Annotated in this window: 11 protein-coding genes and 3 pseudogenes; 13 read left to right on the top strand and 1 reads right to left on the bottom strand. The window is 31.8% G+C overall.

Annotated elements, in window-relative coordinates; genetic code table 11:
• The 8 genes and pseudogenes from HMPREF1252_RS09785 to HMPREF1252_RS10065 all read left to right on the top strand — a co-directional run.
• Positions 1-235 (top strand): annotated as a pseudogene (locus tag HMPREF1252_RS09785) (recombinase family protein); the annotation flags it as partial.
• Positions 228-476: a 23S rRNA methyltransferase gene (locus tag HMPREF1252_RS09705; protein ID WP_155804236.1), complete on the top strand. Its 249-nt coding sequence runs from the start codon at positions 228-230 to the stop codon at positions 474-476. The pseudogene HMPREF1252_RS09785 and the gene HMPREF1252_RS09705, both read left to right, overlap by 8 nt.
• Before the next feature lie 240 nt (positions 477-716).
• Entirely contained in the window at positions 717-4,082 is a 3,366-nt protein-coding gene (locus HMPREF1252_RS03595) for an NACHT domain-containing NTPase (RefSeq protein WP_023059329.1), read from the top strand.
• 568 nt (positions 4,083-4,650) lie between these two features.
• Positions 4,651-5,037, top strand: a complete 387-nt coding sequence (locus HMPREF1252_RS03590) for a ferritin family protein (protein ID WP_023059380.1) — start codon at positions 4,651-4,653, stop codon at positions 5,035-5,037.
• Positions 5,038-5,654: 617 nt separating this feature from the next.
• Positions 5,655-5,831: pseudogene (locus HMPREF1252_RS09880) on the top strand (nucleotidyl transferase AbiEii/AbiGii toxin family protein); the annotation flags it as partial.
• 565 nt (positions 5,832-6,396) lie between these two features.
• Positions 6,397-7,371: a C1 family peptidase gene (locus HMPREF1252_RS03580; protein WP_023059357.1), complete on the top strand. Its 975-nt coding sequence runs from the start codon at positions 6,397-6,399 to the stop codon at positions 7,369-7,371.
• A complete protein-coding gene (locus tag HMPREF1252_RS03575; protein WP_036746791.1) occupies positions 7,325-11,083 on the top strand; it encodes a stalk domain-containing protein in 3,759 nt (1,252 codons plus the stop codon). The genes HMPREF1252_RS03580 and HMPREF1252_RS03575 overlap by 47 nt, the downstream gene beginning before the upstream one ends.
• A gap of 81 nt (positions 11,084-11,164) precedes the next feature.
• A pseudogene (locus tag HMPREF1252_RS10065) lies at positions 11,165-11,407 on the top strand (DNA-binding protein); the annotation flags it as partial.
• A 266-nt stretch (positions 11,408-11,673) separates the two neighbouring features.
• Here HMPREF1252_RS10065 and HMPREF1252_RS03570 read toward each other — a convergent pair.
• Positions 11,674-12,102 (bottom strand): DNA starvation/stationary phase protection protein, encoded by a 429-nt coding sequence (locus tag HMPREF1252_RS03570; protein ID WP_023059244.1) that lies wholly within the window; start codon positions 12,100-12,102, stop codon positions 11,674-11,676.
• Between the two features lie 751 nt (positions 12,103-12,853).
• On the opposite strand from HMPREF1252_RS03570, the gene HMPREF1252_RS03565 reads away from it, so the two are divergent.
• From HMPREF1252_RS03565 to HMPREF1252_RS09230, 5 genes are all read left to right on the top strand, one after another.
• Positions 12,854-13,312 (top strand): GNAT family N-acetyltransferase, encoded by a 459-nt coding sequence (locus tag HMPREF1252_RS03565; RefSeq protein WP_023059403.1) that lies wholly within the window; start codon positions 12,854-12,856, stop codon positions 13,310-13,312.
• Positions 13,313-13,414: 102 nt separating this feature from the next.
• Positions 13,415-14,035, top strand: coding sequence for a class I SAM-dependent methyltransferase (locus HMPREF1252_RS03560; protein ID WP_023059264.1), 621 nt, complete (start codon positions 13,415-13,417; stop codon positions 14,033-14,035).
• Positions 14,036-14,128: 93 nt separating this feature from the next.
• Positions 14,129-14,878: a nucleoside phosphorylase gene (locus HMPREF1252_RS03555; RefSeq protein ID WP_023059262.1), complete on the top strand. Its 750-nt coding sequence runs from the start codon at positions 14,129-14,131 to the stop codon at positions 14,876-14,878.
• A gap of 87 nt (positions 14,879-14,965) precedes the next feature.
• Entirely contained in the window at positions 14,966-15,661 is a 696-nt protein-coding gene (locus HMPREF1252_RS03550; protein WP_023059315.1) for a transglutaminase domain-containing protein, read from the top strand.
• Positions 15,662-15,790: 129 nt separating this feature from the next.
• A complete protein-coding gene (locus HMPREF1252_RS09230) occupies positions 15,791-18,340 on the top strand; it encodes a stalk domain-containing protein (protein ID WP_023059161.1) in 2,550 nt (849 codons plus the stop codon).
• Positions 18,341-18,356 lie beyond the last annotated feature (16 nt).

Below are 18,356 nucleotides of genomic sequence, written 5' to 3'. Positions count from 1 at the left end.
TTATGACTTAACATTCTATTTCAAAACAGGGGTTAAAGATAGTCAAGATTCTAATAACTTTAAAGATAATAGAAAAAATGCCAAAGACAATGACATTAATAAATTGTGTTCCTACAAGAATAACGAGGATAAAAAATTATGTTCCCAAGCAAAAGACAACGCATGTGGAGACAATCGTGTTGCTTTCCAAACTGGACTCAAAGAATCATATCAGTATAGAACTTCCTATGGATGATATGGACTTGACAAGTGCTGAAAGTAAAGCTACTTATGAACAAATTCAGAATTATGTGCTCGAGAAGTATGATTTTAAGGTATCGACACTTTATATTGCACAAGTGAAGAGAAAATATGGTTTAGAAGTTAGGAAACACTATAATATATCAAAAAATGGAAATCAAAAAGTGCCACAGTGTCCAATTGAAAAGGAAGAAGCTATTTTGGCCGCGTTGAAGCATTTTAAGATGATATCCTGATATGAAATAATAATATATTCAAAGGTGGAGAGAATGTACTGTCTTTATGCTGGAAAAAACCGCAATAATCAAAAATTAGAGGATTCAAAGCAGTATAAATGTATAACCTAGAAGGGAATAGTTAATTATGGAGGCACTTAGATATTTTGGGAGAAATATGAAACGTGGATAATATAGCAGCTTAAGGTATGTTCAGCTTATGAAATAAAATATAGATTATTTTTGAGTAAGGAGGTTCTTATGAATTACAGAGTATTGAATAAAAATCAAAAAGATAGAATGAATGCAATTAGTAATCCTGCTTATGTCATGGAATGGGAAAATCCAGAGTTTATGGATTATCTTATGGGAGAACTTCCGAAAATTAGAAGATATCAAATAGATAAGGAAGCAGAACATGAAATATCATCGTTAGAAAAAGTGTTGGCAACGTATGATGCATTTTTTTCTGAAAAGTCAGCTTTCATAGAAGAAATTGCAAAAAAAATCTCAGATGTACGGAATTTGAAAGGATCTTGGCACGGATTAAGCCTATATGAAATAGAAACATATATGAGTCTTCATAGTTTTTGCTTAATTTCAGGAGAAGGGGGTATTGGCAAGAGCTATTTTATAAAATGTTTCGAAGAACAATTGGAGCAGAATAATATTGAGCATTTATGCATATATGGAAAGTTTGAAAAGAATACAAACAATATTAATGTTGAAGAAATAATAAAAGCAAGTGATGAAGGATTTGTTTTTGTTTTTGATGCAATAAATGAAATATCAGAGGAAGGACAGAATAATTTAATAGATATTTTAACGGAGCTTAAGAAATATCCAAGAATACGAATCATAATATCATACAGAACAAATTCAATGGATAATGTGATTCTTAAAAAGTATCAAGAAATATCAGAATATGAGTACAAGTTTCCAGGTGTATCTTTTGAATCAGCATTAAGTGAAATACTAAGGCTATCTGTGTCGGATGTTTATATGTACGAAGATATTTTGTATTCGAATAATGCGTTATTGTTAAGTATGTTATGTGATGTTCTATCGTCACAAAAACTTGTCGCTAAAACTGAAAATGGAATTGCGTCTATTACTTTTATTTTGGAGCAATATATAAAAAAAACTATAGGTAAGGTATTTAAGGACAGTTTGACTTGTCAAGGTATAGATGTTTGGAAAGATACAAAAAGAGTTGCTCAATGGATGTATAGAAATGCGAAAAAGCGTATTGATGAGACTAGTTTACTGTCGGTAATTAAAACTGGGGAAAATTTTCTTTCATCCATGATACAGATGGGTTTTATGGATGCTTATGAAAGTGATGATGAAAAGTATTATCATTTTATTATTGATTCTTTGACAGATTTTTTGATTGCTCGTTCCTTATTTGAAGATATTAGTGGAAAAAATTACGAGGAACAGATTAGTATTATAAAATCAAAAGTAGGATCTTTGTACAATCTTGAAGAAGCTTTTATTATAGCAATATTCGATAATATATCTCCAGATTATAAGAAGATAAAGGACTTAATAAAAGATACAGAGCTAATTGAACACTTGGATTTTAATACATTGGTTAAAGTTCATTTTAAACGTGATGATATTAAAGTCTTTCAGGAGATGTTTAAACCTATTGACCATAGTGATTTGTTGCAGTCGATGGGAGGATATACTGACAAACCATTTAACTGTAGCAACTACTTATTTGATTATTATTGTGAAAGCCGTGAAAGGTTATGTGAGCTATCAAACATATTGTCTGGATATCATTTCCAAAATGGTATAAAGAATAGACTGAAAAATGTTTTGTATTTTACAACATTAAATGACAGAACTGACAAAAGAGAAGACGAAGCATTTTATTTTTCATTACTCTGCTGTGCAGCACCTAATAAGGATGTTAGATGTTTAGCAATGAAATTGTTATATGAGGTGGTTTCTAAGAATGAGTGTTATGTCGATAGGGTTATTCTTGAATATAATAGAATTTTTGATTTTTATATACAAGAGGCTGTTATATATGTTCTGAGTCAAATGAGAAAGGACAACAGTAAAATTATAGATTTCTACAAGAAGATTATTGCAGAACAGGATAATCTAAACGCAAAAAGTCTCCGTAGAATTTCGGCTTACTTTGGCAAGCCTTATTCTTATATAAATTGGAATAGGAAGAATTTATTTAAATATAATGAAGATGCAGTTGTTTCAGATTATTTAAGTGACATATTATTTTATGTGGATATTATGAATAAAGATTTTCTACCATTTAGATATTGGGGAAAAGATCATATTAATATGTATACGAAATTTCTTGCAAATGACAAGAATGAAATTAGTAGTATAAATAATTATCTCTATAATAAATACTCCTGTGTATGTGGTGGGAAATGCAGCGGTTGGTTAGCATTCGAAAATAGAATTATGCCAGAGATAGAGTCTATAGCAGAGATTAAAACATTGGATATGAATTCTTTTATGGAAAGCTTTGAAAAAGTTTTTAGATATGTTTTCGAATATTACAATATCTCAGCAGATAGAAAATCTATGAATATTCGTGAAGGAGATTTTCATCATTCTGTCTATATGAAGGGGGTAGATATTGCAACAGGATTATATTATGGGAGCTTGATGTGTAACTATTATACAAATCAGTTTGCAACATATAATAATATTCAGAATAGTATCGGATATGAGGTGTATGATCCTTTGGAATATGGAGAAGATGTTATTATTACAGCACCAATTCCAACATATCAAGATTTTATAGAGAGACTGGGAGATTATGCAATAAATTCCTTAGAGATGCCTGTGCAGCGTGATGTTTGTTGGGTAGGAAATGTTGAATTAACTAGAAGAAATGTGTTGCATCTTCTTGAAACAGTTGAATTAAAACATCAAAAATGGGTAATGTTGGCTGGTAGAGTATCTTTACATGAGGAAGATAAATATGAAACAAGATGGAAAGATACATATGATTTGTGGTGTTGCTCTTCGGAAAATGAAACAATATACGATGATGGTAATGCTCGCTATCTGACCATTGAATTAGAAGAATATATTGGCAATTTGAATTCATATCCTGATAATGAATCAAAACCTTGGCTTTGCAAGAATGTAAAAAATATTAATAATCAATCTGAAGTTTTTGAGGAGACTTCATTAGTATTACCACCATCGAATATTATTAGATTTTTTAATCTCAAATTGAATTTTTCGGATTTATCATGGGAAACTCAAGATAAAGAAAAAGTGATAATATGTAACAACAATAAGAATTCATATTATAGAGACCCTATCGGTGGAACTGTCTTTATCCGCAAAGACTATTTCGACAAGTTTCTTGAAGGAAATACGGTAAAATACTTTGCTTTTACAGAGCGTTTTATTCCAGATACTGGCTATGCAGATGAAACTTCTTTGCATTTTGAAATTGTTAATGGGAAAATAGAAAAAGAAATTAAAAATAATGGTGTATATAGCAGACGGAATAATGGAGACAATCCATTATGTTCTGCGTGTCCACATACAAATATTGCTGATGAAGCGGTAGATAATTCATCGATTTCTAATATAGAATGGCTAGAAAATTTATTAAAGGACTATTGAACGGCATAGGGAAATGGCTGGATTACAAATATTTTTTAGACAGTTTTTATAAGGAAATACTCTTATAATCGTAGATGAATTTTACAAAGATATGATTCATTAAACTTAGACAATCGGGAAAATATATTGTAAACCTATTTGGGGCTTAATTATTCTAGATAAGAATACTTTGTTTGTTAGAGCTTAAAGATAGTAAGAAATTTAGTATGGACAATGATGAGTATGTGGAGAGTGTAGTGTTGATGCAAAAAGTGTAAGAAATTATAATTTTATATACTCTTAATATAAAAGCTAGTAGAATTTAGAAATAATTGAGAATATATATTTCCACATGCGAGCTTTTTTAAGAATTAAAATTTTATCCACACTGACCACTCAAGTCATGTATAATCAGTTGCCCATTTAATAAAAAACAGTAACTAGTAAAATTACCCGACATACGTTATAAAGTGTTTTAAGTCGGGTTTTTTATTGTCATTTTATCTAAAAATTCATATAATAAATAGAGCGAAAATAAATCAAAATTTTTAACAATATAAAATGAAAATAAAAAACTAGGGGCGAGAATATGACCATAAGTAAAGAAGATATGAAAATATTATTAAAATCTCAACAAGGAGAATTAGATGTTGTTTTGATGTACAAAGCCCTCGCTGATGTAGTTAAGGATAAAAATGATGCGGCTACTTTTAGAAAGCTTGCAGCAGAGGAGGGTCATCATGCTGCGGTTTTTCATAAACTTACAAGGAGAAATTTAAAACCAAAGAAAACCTTGGCTTTCTTTATGCCTATCCTTTATAAGCTAATCGGTAAAAAAAGATTGTATCCAAAAATTGTAAAGGGGGAGTATAAAGCTTCTGAAAATTATGCTCCAGTAGCAAAAAAGTTTCCAGAAATCGATAGCGTTAGGGAGGATGAAAAAAGGCACGGCGATATGGTCGCAAGCTTATTATAAAAACACTAATGCTTTAAATATTTTGATTAGGCTAAGATTTGAGTATTATATGAAATACCCACGATCAGTAAATCAAAGACTAAAAAAAATATATAAAGATATAAAAATAAGTTTTACAATTAGGAATCATTATGAACAAAACACTACTTAGCACAACTATAAAAATAGCTATAGCAGCTACCCTATCCTTAATTGTGGCTCAAGCCTTAGGACTTAAATTCTCATCTTCAGCACAGTAGACTATTTAAAATTGAAGATGAGGCTAGAAAATACGTGGATGTATTATTGTGATTAATATCGAGAGCATAAAGAGCAAGATAAGAAGTCTGGCAGAGAAGAAAAATATGTTTTTAAAAGCCTTTCTGTATAACATATTTGGGCTTTTTATTTTGTGCGATTTTTATTTTTTGAAATATGATATAAATAAGACTCATACAAAAGAAATATTATTAATATTATTTCTATGTGAGGTTTGTTATTGGTTAACGGTTGTAATTGGATTATTGGTTATTAAGAAGTTAAAAGTTAAAAAATAAATTTTGGCACCTATTTTAAAAAATGATAGGTGCTTTTTTGATTTCGGAAAATTAATGATGGGATATTGGCTAATATAATAAAAAATTGTAGGAGAAATTATAAATATTAGTGTTTACGATTGAATAGTATTTGAAATAAAAGACATCTCTTACATAAGAGAAGAAGACGAGTACGAGAACTTTAGAATTTCACTAATGACAAATGTTAGAAAGACCAAAAATCCTATGAAACTTGACCTGACGACAGGAGATGCAATTTAACAGACGCTGTCTGGCAAATTGTAGACAAGAAAAATTAAGTAAAAGAGAAGTGGAATTATTCTACTCTTTTTTTGCTTACATTTAGAATATTTAAAACTAAATAAATTGCATGTAAATTGCTTAACCTAGTACATAAGACAAAAGCTTTATAGAAATAAAACAAAGAGATTTTGTTAAAACATTTGGACGATTAAAAACAAATATTGATAGCTAAGAAAATGACAAAAATATTAGTATCTGGTCTTCTAAACTCTTAAAATCAAAAGAACAAGTAAAGAGTCAAGATAAGGATGAAAAAAACATATTAGGGCAAATAAAGACTCTATAATATCTGTTGGGGGAGTAACTCTCTAATAGATATTGTTATGGAAAAAAATTGATAACCTTTTATTATATATAAAAAAGCATTAGCTTTAACTTCGTTCAGGTTTTATGAATTAGATTATTGATAAGTAAGGTGAAAAGGACTTGGAAATTAAAAATTTCCGACAAATTTAATACAATTGACAATGTTTATCAATTAACGATATAATTAACCAAGGATTAAAAAAAGGAGGAATAAATGAAAAGAAATTTTAAAAGAATGTTTGCGCTCTTGATAGCGTTAATTATAAGTATATCTTCTCTGGGAAGTGGTACTTATGCAGAGAGTATGTATTTTCGAGATGAAAACCAAGACGAAATCTATAATCTAAACGAAAATATAACTGAACCAGTCTTAAACCCAGAATACACATACTACATCAATCACAAGGACGAATTTATTTACGGATATATCCCAGAAAAATACATAAATGTAAGGGAAGAAAGTAATCTTAGAATTAGAAAGAGAAGGTCTTTAGATCAATTAAGGGAAGCAGGGTTTCCCCAAAAATATGATTCGAGAGAAAGAAATATTATAAGCCCTGTAAAAAATCAGTACATGGCTGGAGTTTGTTGGGCCTTCTCATCTCTTTCTACTATTGAAACTCTTTTGCTAAAAGAAGGCAAGGGAGAATTTGATTTTTCTGAAGGACACATGGCATACAATGCATCTAAGGATGTGGACTTGGAAACGGGAGGCAACAATCTAATTGCAATGAGATATTTTTCAAGACTGGCAGGACCTGTCCAAGAAAAAAATGCTAAAGAATACGAAATCGTAGAGAACAATCCAAGAGCAGGTAGCCGAACTTTTGACAATAGGGCAGTAAATCTCATGGGTGATGCCGACAAACAATTGCACGAATTTTATGTGCCAGACATGATAGAGCTAGATTGCAACGTGGATAATATAAAAAAATGTGTCATGGAATACGGCTCTGTTGCGAGTGGCTACTATAATGATGACGGTTTTATTGATGCTTATGGATATGAAAAGACCAACCCTAACGACAAGTATCACAGAGTTAAAATACAAGATTTTGGAAATTTAGGCAAAAGGGCTATAGTCAACCACCAAGTCACAATAGTGGGTTGGGATGATGAAATGAAAATCATCAACAAGAAAAATGAAGAAGCTACGGGAGCTTTTTTTAGTAAAAAATTCTTGGGGTAAGAAAAAAATCGGAGAAAAGGAAGATGGATTTATGTGGATATCCTATGACTCCTTTACTAAAGGGAAAAGAGATCCCCTATTCATCTTTCCAAGAATAGAAGATGCTAAAGATAAGTCTACCCACATCTATACCTACTCTGACTACAAGGGCAACAGAACTGAAATTGGAAATGGAACCAATGCCAACGGAGCGATAAACATCTACAAAAGACAGACCAAAGAGCCTGAAAAGCTAACCGATGTGAGGTTTTATAATAGCTCTAATACTCCAGTATGGTATGAGATATATATGACAGAAGATAGTGACAATTTTAAAACTAAAGAGAGAACTTTCAACTATCAGGGAGGAGAAGTTAAAAAGCTCATCATAAAAGAGAATTCAAATTGGAAAAAAATAGCAAGTGGAAACTTGAGTCACGCTGGATTTTATACCATAAAAGTAAATGACGACATAAGTCTATCTAAGGACAAGTTTGCCCTAAAATTCAGAAGCAACGCAAAGACTATTTCTTGTTACGACTACCAAAGTAATCAAGATGTGTCCTTCCTTTATAATGGACCAGAAAGCGAATCATATTACAACATAGACAAAAACTTCACTCTAGGTGCTTTGACAAAAGAAATAGACATGCCAGCGGTGCAAGTATCTGTCTTAGACAAGTTTGAAAAAGCAAAAGAAAATTATAAGCTTGAAGAAATAAAGCCACTTAAGGTGGAAATAAAAAACATAGGTAACACAGATATAAGCAAGCTAAACATCAGCCTGGAAGGCAAAGACAAGGCATCTTTTGACATAGTTGAAGGCGAGTTTGCAGATGTCAATCTCATAAAGGGTTCCAGCTTAGAAATCAAAATAAAGCCCAAAGAAGGACTAAAAGCAAAAAGCCAAGTGGGCGAAGCTTATGAAGCTTATCTGAGTATTTCGGCAGATAATTTAAAACCAGTAAAATCTGATAGCTTTAATTTCCAAGTAGAAAAAGATATAGAAGTAAATAAAGAGGTTGTTGAATTTGGAGATGAGGATTTAAAAGAATTTATTTTAGACCTTTTAAAAAACAAGAATCATTCCACAAGAAGGGGTAGAGGCCCGTTAAAACCTGATATAGTTTTAGATAATCCCAACTATGAAAAGGATAAAGATAGCGAAGATCTATATGACTTTGAAATGAAAATGTTCAAGAAATTCACTTATAGGAGAAAAGATCTAAAAGACACTAAAGGTCTAGAAAAAATGACTAATCTCACAGAGCTAGCCTTGCAAGCAAACAAAATAAAAAGTTTGGATTTCTTAAAAGACTTTAAAAATTTGACGATTTTAAAAGTTAATTCTAATGAAATAGAAGACATAGCCCCACTAAAAAACTTAGCAGGATTAAAGACTTTATATATCAATGAAAATAAAATAAAAGACTTTTCGCCTATAAAAGACTTGAGCTTCTCACAATATAAATTCGCCTTTGGCAAGCAAAATATCGACATCAAGCTAAAAGAAAATGCCTTTAGCCTAAACTTAATTGACAAAGAAGGCAGAAGCTATAATCTGGAAGAGGCAAGACTCGGATCTAGCTTAAACGGAGATTATCAAAACATAATAGAAAAAGGCGAAAATGGCATCTACAAATTCATACAAAAGCCAGAAGATACTGTACTAAACATAGGAAAAGCTAATGATACAGGAACTCCAACATGGATAATAAATATAGATGCATCTGCTCTTCCCGAGCATGAAGACGAAAAGCCAAACCCAAATGAAGGCGGAGACAATGAGGAAGAAACGCCGACTCCACCAAGCCAAAGAACAAGGGTAGATTTTGAAATAGACGACACGCTAAAAAATATATCTGTCCTCAAAGAAGCCCTTTTGAAAATATTAAAATCTGGAGAAAAAGACTTTGAGTCTAAGGACGGATACGGAGGAGAAATTTCTGCTACGCTTTCTAAAACTTACAAAAAGCCCCAAGCAGAAAATGAAATCTTCGAAGACGAAATGTCTCTATTTACTAATCTAAGCATCACAAAAAACATGTACTTGGTGAGCTTAAAAGGACTTGAAAAGGCAACAAACCTAGAGAGCTTGACTCTTTTTGAAAACTCAATAAGAGATCTAAGTCCTATCAAGACTCTAAAAAACTTGAAGACTATAAACATGGACTCAAATTATATAGAAGATATCAGTGCTTTAGAAAATCTATCCAGTCTGCAATCCATAAGTTTTATAAGCAACGAGATTAAAGACATGACTTCCTTGCAAAATCTGAAAAATTTGAAGCTTATTAATCTTGGCAAAAACAAGATTCAAGATTTGAGTCCCTTGAAAAATCTAGGCAAGTTAGAGAATTTGAGCCTATACGACAATGAAATAGAAGACATAAGCACTTTGAAAAATTTGCCGGGTATCACATATCTGAGATTGGAAAACAACAACATAAAAGATGTTTCGGCCCTTGAAGGAAACAAAGTCTTTGCAAACTTTTCCTTTGCAAATAATAGAATTTGTGACTTCTCACCCTTGAAAAATAGAATCAGAGGCTATACCTATGCCAGGGCCACAAACGATCAAAGAATAGAGCTCACCCCAGAAAAAAATCCCTTTACTCTAGTTTTAAAAGACTGCAGCGGCAAGAGCTATAACTTGGAAGCAGATTTCATAGAAAAAGTAGGAGAAAACACGTACAAGTACAAGGCTCAAAATAAAAACACAATAGGAGTAAAGGATGATTTTTATAGCAATATAGCAGGAAAATATGCCTGGATTGTGACAATTAATCCTGTAAAGTTAATACAAGCTGACAAGGAAAAACTTGAAAAGGCAATAGAAGATGGCGAAAATAAAATAAATCAACTGCAAAAATTGTTGCCAGAAGAAAAGAAAGACTTTATAGAAAAGATTAAAAAAGCCCAAGATCCAGCTCAAATTGAAAAAATAAATAAAGAAGCTGCTGACCTTGATAAGACTAGAAAAGAAGAAGCGGCAGCTGATGATGAAAGAAAAGCAATAGAAGTTAAAAAATTAGCAGATGCTAAAAAAGAAGCAAAATCTAAAGTTGCTGCACTTGATAACTTAACTGAAGAAGAAAAAGCTGATATTCTTAAGAAAATAGATGGTGCTACTTCAAAAGCAAATGTAATTGACATAATTACAGAAGCAGAAAAAGAAAATAACAATAAAGTTCCTGAAACTGGAAGAGACCAAAATCCATGGGAACCAACTTATAATTACAACCCATTCTGGTCACTACAATTTTTCACACCAACAAAACCTGAAAGCAAGCTAGCTACCGAAACAAAAGTTCCAGTAGAAATAAAGATGGATTCTAAACTTGTTATCGGTTCAAAGACTCTTGTAGTTACAGTAGATGGTGTTCAAAAAGAAGTGAAAATGGATGTAGAGCCATTTATTTCAAACAATAGAACCATGCTACCTATTAGATTTGTAGCAGAAGCATTAGGATTTAAGGTAGAATGGGATGATCCAACTAGAACAGTAATCTTAACAGATAAAGACACAGTAGTTAAAATACCAGTGGATACAAATCAAATAATCGTAAATGGTAAAGTATTTGAAAGTGATGTAAAACCAATTCTTAAGAGCAATAGAACAATGCTTCCAATCGCAAACGTTGCAAGAGCATTAGGACTAGTAGATGGCAAAGACATCATCTGGGACGGAACTACAAAAGAAGTAATAATTAAAAGAAATATTGCAAAATAATCCATTTCTATTTAAAAAGGGCACTTAGGTGTCCTTTTTCTACTTTATAAGATAAATTTTATGCTAATTGTCCACCTTGTTGACAAGACAAAAGTTTTAGGAACCTTAAAATAAGGGGATTTTATTAAAATTTTAGACTAAGTATTGAAATTAGCGGAAAGGAACATAAAAATGTCCGTATTTTGTGTTCTAAGCTCCTAAAATCAAAAAACAGGTAAAAGTCAAGATAAGGATAAAAAAACACATTAGGACAAATAAAGCTTTAAAACAGACGACAAAACTAAGTCAAGTAAGAAAGGCCATAATAAAGGTGTAGAAAGATAAATCGGCAGTTCGGGCTGCCTTTATTTTTCTGTTTTTCAAATTTATACACACCAATACAAATATTCTACATAAAAAAATGTATCAACCCTTATCCTTTTATTAGGATTTAGGTTGATACACAAAAATACCTATAGACCCGTCTCACACTGGGTCTTGCCCTCTCGCCTTGCCTATTACTCCGTAGAGGGAGTCCTTAATAAGCCAGGCGGGCTATTTTATAATTGAAAAATGATAGTAATTCATAGTTTTACAAAAGTTAATTTTGCCTATTTAAGACTTGAATTAATAAACCAAATTTGTTTGTTGTAGTCCTCAATATGCTCTTCCATAGCATTAGCTACAGGGAAATCATCAGTTTCATTTGCTTCTTTTCTAATCTGTAGGGCCAATTCTTTTTGAAGTTTTATGTCAGATAGGACTATTTCTAATGTTTCTTTAATAGATATTTCTTTAGAAGTTTCAATCTCTTTGATTGTAGAAATTTCTAAATATTCTTTTAAATTAGCAACTGGAAATTCCCCAGACATTCTGATGATTTCAGCAACTTCATCAAGTCTTTCGCCAGCCTTATCATATTCAGATTCAAGATACTCATGTACAGATACAAATTGAGAGCCTACTACATTCCAATGTAGATTATGGAATTTAATGTTTATTACTGCAAGATTTGCAAGATATGTGTTTAATTTTGTCATTTTCTTTCTCCTTTAAAATGGTTTTAATTATCATTATCATTATATGCAATAATAAAAAATAAGTCAAGTCCACAATATTGTGTAAAATTTACTAGCGCAATATTTATTATTTCATCCTAATATACATTTTAGAAGGTGTTGTCCAATTCTCATTGACATCAACGAAGATTAATTTCCAAAAGCTAAGGCAGAATCATGGAAATTAAATAATTGATAGAAAGAAATATTAAAGTCTTTGAGCAGGAAAATTTAGATTAGAGGATTTATGCCTAGTAGCATAAGTCCTCATTTTTTAAGTTCAAGTTAATCAATAAAAATCAAAAATACTATAGTAAATTATTTTAATAACAGTACCAGACAAGCCGCTTATATTAAAGCGGATTAAGTTGTTTCTTTTGATTGTAAAAAAACCACTACCCATGGCAAGAACCTGTTCATTAAGAATTATATCCTAAATAAACATAGAGTAAGCGACCGAACACTTGAATTAAAACAGGACAATTGCTTAAATGGACTGCGGATAATTACTTGAATTAAAACTGGTTAAATACTTGAATGGAAAAGCTAGAAAACTAATTTTAAAATAAGTAAGATATGGGGGTTATTTCTAAATATGACTTACTATTATAGGGCATCTTATAATTTTAAAATGAGTTTAACTAATACCATAATTATATTTGGTATAATATTATCAAGAGTAATAGAAAATAATCGTGAGAGAATCGCAAGAATATCAAAAAAGAGGTAAATTATGGAATATACTTTTGAAAAACTAAACAAAGATAATTTTAATAAGTATTATGATTATTTATCATTGGCTACTAAATTGGAACCGGAGCTTATGTGTTCATCTGACATTAACAAAGAAGAACTTTTAGATAGATTGGATGACGAACTAACAAAAAGAAGCAATTCAATACTTGCTATGTGCGAAAATAATGTGGTCGGAAGAATAGAATATCATTTTTATTCTTGTTTCCAAGATGGATATAGAATATGTTATGTTGACTGGGTTTATGTACTACCGGAGAGTAGAAATAAAGGTATAGCAAAAAAACTTTTTGATGAAATGGCTAAAGATTGTGTTAAAAATAATATTGATGAGTTTAGATTAATAAGAGCTACAAATAAAGATGCTAATGACTTTTACAAAAGTTTTAAATCTGCCCAAATTTGTGAAATGCCATTTTTTATACAAAATTTATCTTAAATTATTTAGATGTAGTGGTAAAGGGTAAAGTTTTGGGACGCTTTAACCTACCAATAATATTTAAAGCTTAATACAGTAATTTATTTAAAAGGAGTGTTGAAAGTGAATGATAAAAGCAATAAAAAATTCTGGGATAAATTTGCAAAGCTATATGCTCCATTTATGAAAAAAGATAAAGGAGCTTATGATAGAGTTTGCGAATACATAAGTCCTCATTTGGATAAAGATATGGATGTGCTTGAACTTGCCTGTGGATCGGGGCAACTTTCCTTTAGTCTCGCGCAACATACTAAAACTTGGATAGGGACAGACTTTTCCGAACAAATGATTCTGGAAGCGAAAAAGCATGGGGAATATGAAAACCTCACATTTGAAGTAGCTGATGCAACATCGCTATCTTTTGCGGATGAAAAGTTTGATAGTGTGCTAATCGCTAATGCACTTCATATCATGCCAAATCCAGACCTTGCAATGAAAGAAATACATAGAGTTTTAAAACCTAACGGGACTTTGTTTGCTCCTACTTTTCTATGGAAAGAGGGAAAACAAAGAAAAATTTTAAAGAGTTTGATGTCCATTTCAGGATTTAAAATGTACCAAGAATGGAATAAAAAACAATTTGAAGATTTTGTTGAGGAATATGGATTTTCAGTAGTTGAAATGAAATTGGTGCATGGAGGACTTGCGCCGATTGGTGTACTGATTGCGAAAAAAGTATCTTAATAGATTATTTTTGCGAATAAAAATTTCGCCAAAATGTACAAGATGCAATAAAAAATAGAAAAAACGAAAGGTATTAGAAATTAATAGTTAATTATGATAATAGAAAGTTTCGATAAAGACACAGAGCCAGTTATAAGTCTAAAAGACTTTTACGGAGAAAAGAAAAATATTGCAGAAAAATGCTTGGTAATATTTTCGAAAAGCATACTAGAATATTTACTCGATAATTTTGAGTGCGAAAAAATTGGCAATATAGAATCTGTAAATGGGTCAATGCCAATATATAAAAGTAGCTTTGAAGGTCAAGAATTTGCCTTCTATCTTAGCATGATGGGTTCAGCCCTTGCTTCAGGAGGTTGTGTAGAAGTCAATTGGATTACAGGCGCAAATAAATTTATTATGTTTGGCTCATGTGGCAGTCTTGACAAGGAAAAGACTTTTGGAAAGTACATTATACCAACAGAGGCTTATAGAGGTGAGGGAGCATCTTATTATTATGCACCTCCTTCAGATTATCTGGATATTAAAAACCATGAAAAAGTTGAAGAATTTTTTATCAGAGAAAGAGCTCCATATACTAAGGGAAAAGTCTGGACCACAGACGTGATGCTTCGTGAGACTCGCGGACTCGTTTCAAAGAGAAAGTCGGAAGGATGCATAGCAGTAGAAATGGAACTTGCAGGAGTTCAAGCGGCTTGTGATTTTTACGGATTTGAACTGTATAACTTCCTTGAAGCAGGAGATGTATTAAATGAGAGTTCTTATGAAGTTGAGGAACTCCATAGCGCAAACCATGATCTTGGAAAATTGTACTTGGCTTTAAAATTTTTAAAAGAAATATAATCAAACTTTAAAATAAAAATATAAGACGATAATAATTATAGAAATTTTATCTAATAATAAAGAAGACTTACTTAGGAGCAAAAGATAATGAAAACTTTGACCACAAAAGAAGAGCTCGGACAAGTTGCCAAAGATGTTTTCTATGAAGCGGGCGATAACGAAGCATATAAACCGATTACTATAAACATCAATGAAGAATTAAAAATCTTTTTAGAACAAACTAAAGGAAGACATGGGGTAGACAAAGAGTTTTTAATCCCAAGTAGTGCAACATTAAACAATCTCCTAGTAGTAAGACTCGAAGACATAAAACCTAAATCCGATTACTACGAATGCGAACTATTGGTTCAATTCTTCGCAGAAAAAAGATATTTTAAAGATCTGATGGATCTAGAAGAAAAGATAAAAAAGCAAGCAGAAGGCTTAACTGATTTAGAAAAGATTGAATTTCTAAACAAATATATTACAGAGAATATAACTTATGACAAAGAACACAGATCCAGATCCGCCCTTGCCGCAGCTATTACCCAAAAAGGCACCTGTGCTGCATTTGCTCAGCTTTTTCTTATTTTAGGAGAAGCAATTGGCTTAAAAGTCGGTTGTATAAGCAGCGAGATAATGAAACACAGATGGAACTACGTAAAAATCGGTGATGAAACCTACTACATCGACACAACCTTTAACGCAACGAATCCAACATCGAATAAACTTTTCTTCCAAACAAGCCCTATACATTTGGCAAAGGCGCCCGATCAAAGGATAGCTATAAAACATATGAAGTAAGCTTTAGATAAAACTCTAAGGCTTTTTATAAATTACACTAAAAATATATAAATTGTATTGAATGATAGGTTGTAAAATTATTTCTGAGCGTATTTGTGTTTTCACAAAAATTTTGCTCGAGGAGGCATGATGAATAAAAAGAATTTTTTTGCGACTCTTGTCGCAGCGCTTATTTTTTTCAATGTGATACTAAGCGCAAATGTATTGGCATATGGAGGTCCACAACTAGATAAAGACGGATACTACACTTTAACAGAATATTCGTATGGTGACGGCGATTATTCTATTGTTTATAAAGAATATGATTTGGTTCGTCTTGTAAAGAAAGCTAACGGGACTTATCAATATTATAATTATGGTGAAACAGTTAGACTTAAAACCTTGAGTCTAGATAGGGGAAGTTGGCTTAATAAGAATTATAACAAACCGGAAAAAATCATAATCCCTGAAGGTGTTGAAGCTATTATGGATGGCAGCTTTGAAAATAAAGGGCTGACTGATGTTAAATTTCCAAGCAGCTTGCAATATATTGGTTCAAGTGCATTTCAGGGCAATAAAATCTCTGGTAAAATTTCTCTACCTAATGTATGGAAGGTAGATAGCTTTGCGTTTGAAGGTAACAAAATTACTGGTATTGATGCACCAAAGCTCGAGCTTATTGATGTAGGTGCTTTAAAAAACAACATGATTGAGGGCGAGGTTTATTTACCTGAACTTAAGGCTATTAGCTGGTATGGCTTGGCAAACGACAATAACAACAACAAGGAGATCACTCTAATTGCACCGAAGCTTGAGGTTGTTGGTAGAGATGCATTTGTAGGAACTAAAGTTAAAAATGCTGAATTACCAAAATTAAAATTGGTTGAAGGACAAGGCGGACAAGATCCTATTAAAAAATATTATACAACAAAGCAATTTACTGTCGAATGGAAAGCTGAAGGTGAATTAAAGCTTCCAAAACAAAAACCAGTTGTAAAGGTTCATCTCTATGCAAATGGTGAGCAAAAGGAAGATTATAGAATAGTTTCGAATGGTGCACAAACTGCTGAGTTTAAAGAATTGCCAACTTATTATATTGACCAAAAAGAATTTAATTATACTGCAAAAGAGTCATGTAATGATTCAATCGTTGAAGAAGGTGAGACTTTTGAATATGAATTAGACGGTGTAACATATACTTTTAAAGTTAATTACGTGGACGATAAAATTATAAACACAGTTGTAAAATCAGAAGATCCAAAACGCGAAGAAGCAAAAAAAGCTATACTCCAAGCAAAAGAAAATGCAAAATCCGAAATTGATTCATTAGCTGACTTAAGTGACACAGAAAAAGAAGAAGCTAAGAAACAAATTGATCAGGCACAAGACAAGGCTGCTATTGATAAAATAGTAAAAGAAGCAGAAGAAAAAAACACTGAAGCCGGTAAAAACAAGGTGGATTCCGAAAGACTAAAGAAGGCTAAAGAAGTATTAGATACCTATATGAAGTCTTTCAATGAAGACGTAGTTGATAATCCTGCTATTGAATATCAAGATGAAAATGTAAAGGACGATATTAAAAAAGCCATTAAAAGGGCAAAGGATTTATTAGTAAAAAAAGAAATAAATCAAGCCGAATTAGAGGAAATGGAAAAAATTCCATATAAAAAAGTAAATGGTAAAAAATCAGGTATATTTAGAGATTTTACTAAGAAAGCCCTAGTAAACTATGAAGTTTTAGGAACAAAAGACCAAGTAAATCCTCATAATGGAAAAAAATATACTGCATTGAAAGACAATACAATTAAAATTAAAAGTAGTTTACAAGGTGCAGGTAAAATTGGAGAAAATGATAAATTTTTCTTTAAACTAAACTATGTTAAAGAAGAAGACTTTAAGTCCATACCTCAACCTACAAGAGTAGATGCCACTAGCACCCCTACTCCAAAGTATAAAAAACAAGAAGTACCTAGTGCTGATTATGAGGTTAAGACTGTAGATGGTGGCTATGAAATAAAAATAAATAAGCTACCAGCAGGCGCAAAAATCATTAAGCCTATTGTCTATGCTAAATTGGCAGATAATACTTATTTTGAAAATGGAACCCTAGTATTTGTTAGTCTAAAAGAAGATCCGGCTATTCCTGGTGGAGAAAGTCATGATAGGCCAAGCGCTGACGATGATTCTCATAGAAGATATATGCCTAGCTATCCGTTCTTTTTTGCCTATGGTGGGTCTGAGAAGACTAAGCCATCTAAGCCAATTAGCGAAACAAAAGTTCCAGTAGAAGTAAAGATGGTTACCAAACTAGTTATCGGTTCAAAAAAACTTGTAGTTACAGTAGATGGTGTTCAAAAAGAAGTGGCAATGGACGTAGAACCATTTATATCAAACAATAGAACCATGCTCCCTATTAGATTCGTAGCAGAAGCACTAGGATTTAAGGTAGAATGGGATGATCCAACTAGAACAGTAATCTTAACAGATAAAGACACAGTAGTTAAAATACCAGTGGATACAAATCAAATAATTGTAAATGGTACAGTATTCGAAAGTGATGTAAAACCAATTCTTAAGAGCAATAGAACAATGCTTCCAATTGCAAATATTGCAAGAGCACTAGGACTAGTAGATGGCAAAGACATCATTTGGGATGGAACTACAAAAGAAGTAATAATTAAAAGAGAAACATCAAAATAATCCACTATCTATTTAA

Origin of the sequence: Peptoniphilus sp. BV3AC2, assembly GCF_000478945.1 — a bacterium.
Taxonomy (GTDB): Bacteria; Bacillota; Clostridia; order Tissierellales; family Peptoniphilaceae; genus Peptoniphilus_B; species Peptoniphilus_B duerdenii.
Note: the sequence above shows the minus strand (reverse complement) of the source record. Positions and strands in the feature narration are given on the sequence as shown.

Coding starts and splice junctions, on each gene's coding strand:
- HMPREF1252_RS03575 (WP_036746791.1), top strand. CDS start 7,325: ATGAAGAAGCTACGGGAGCTTTTTTTAGTAAAAAATTCTTGGGGTAAG.
- HMPREF1252_RS03595 (WP_023059329.1), top strand. CDS start 717: ATGAATTACAGAGTATTGAATAAAAATCAAAAAGATAGAATGAATGCA.
- HMPREF1252_RS03580 (WP_023059357.1), top strand. CDS start 6,397: ATGAAAAGAAATTTTAAAAGAATGTTTGCGCTCTTGATAGCGTTAATT.
- HMPREF1252_RS03570 (WP_023059244.1), bottom strand. CDS start 12,102: ATGACAAAATTAAACACATATCTTGCAAATCTTGCAGTAATAAACATT.
- HMPREF1252_RS09705 (WP_155804236.1), top strand. CDS start 228: ATGGATGATATGGACTTGACAAGTGCTGAAAGTAAAGCTACTTATGAA.
- HMPREF1252_RS03550 (WP_023059315.1), top strand. CDS start 14,966: ATGAAAACTTTGACCACAAAAGAAGAGCTCGGACAAGTTGCCAAAGAT.
- HMPREF1252_RS09230 (WP_023059161.1), top strand. CDS start 15,791: ATGAATAAAAAGAATTTTTTTGCGACTCTTGTCGCAGCGCTTATTTTT.
- HMPREF1252_RS03565 (WP_023059403.1), top strand. CDS start 12,854: ATGGAATATACTTTTGAAAAACTAAACAAAGATAATTTTAATAAGTAT.
- HMPREF1252_RS03590 (WP_023059380.1), top strand. CDS start 4,651: ATGACCATAAGTAAAGAAGATATGAAAATATTATTAAAATCTCAACAA.
- HMPREF1252_RS03555 (WP_023059262.1), top strand. CDS start 14,129: ATGATAATAGAAAGTTTCGATAAAGACACAGAGCCAGTTATAAGTCTA.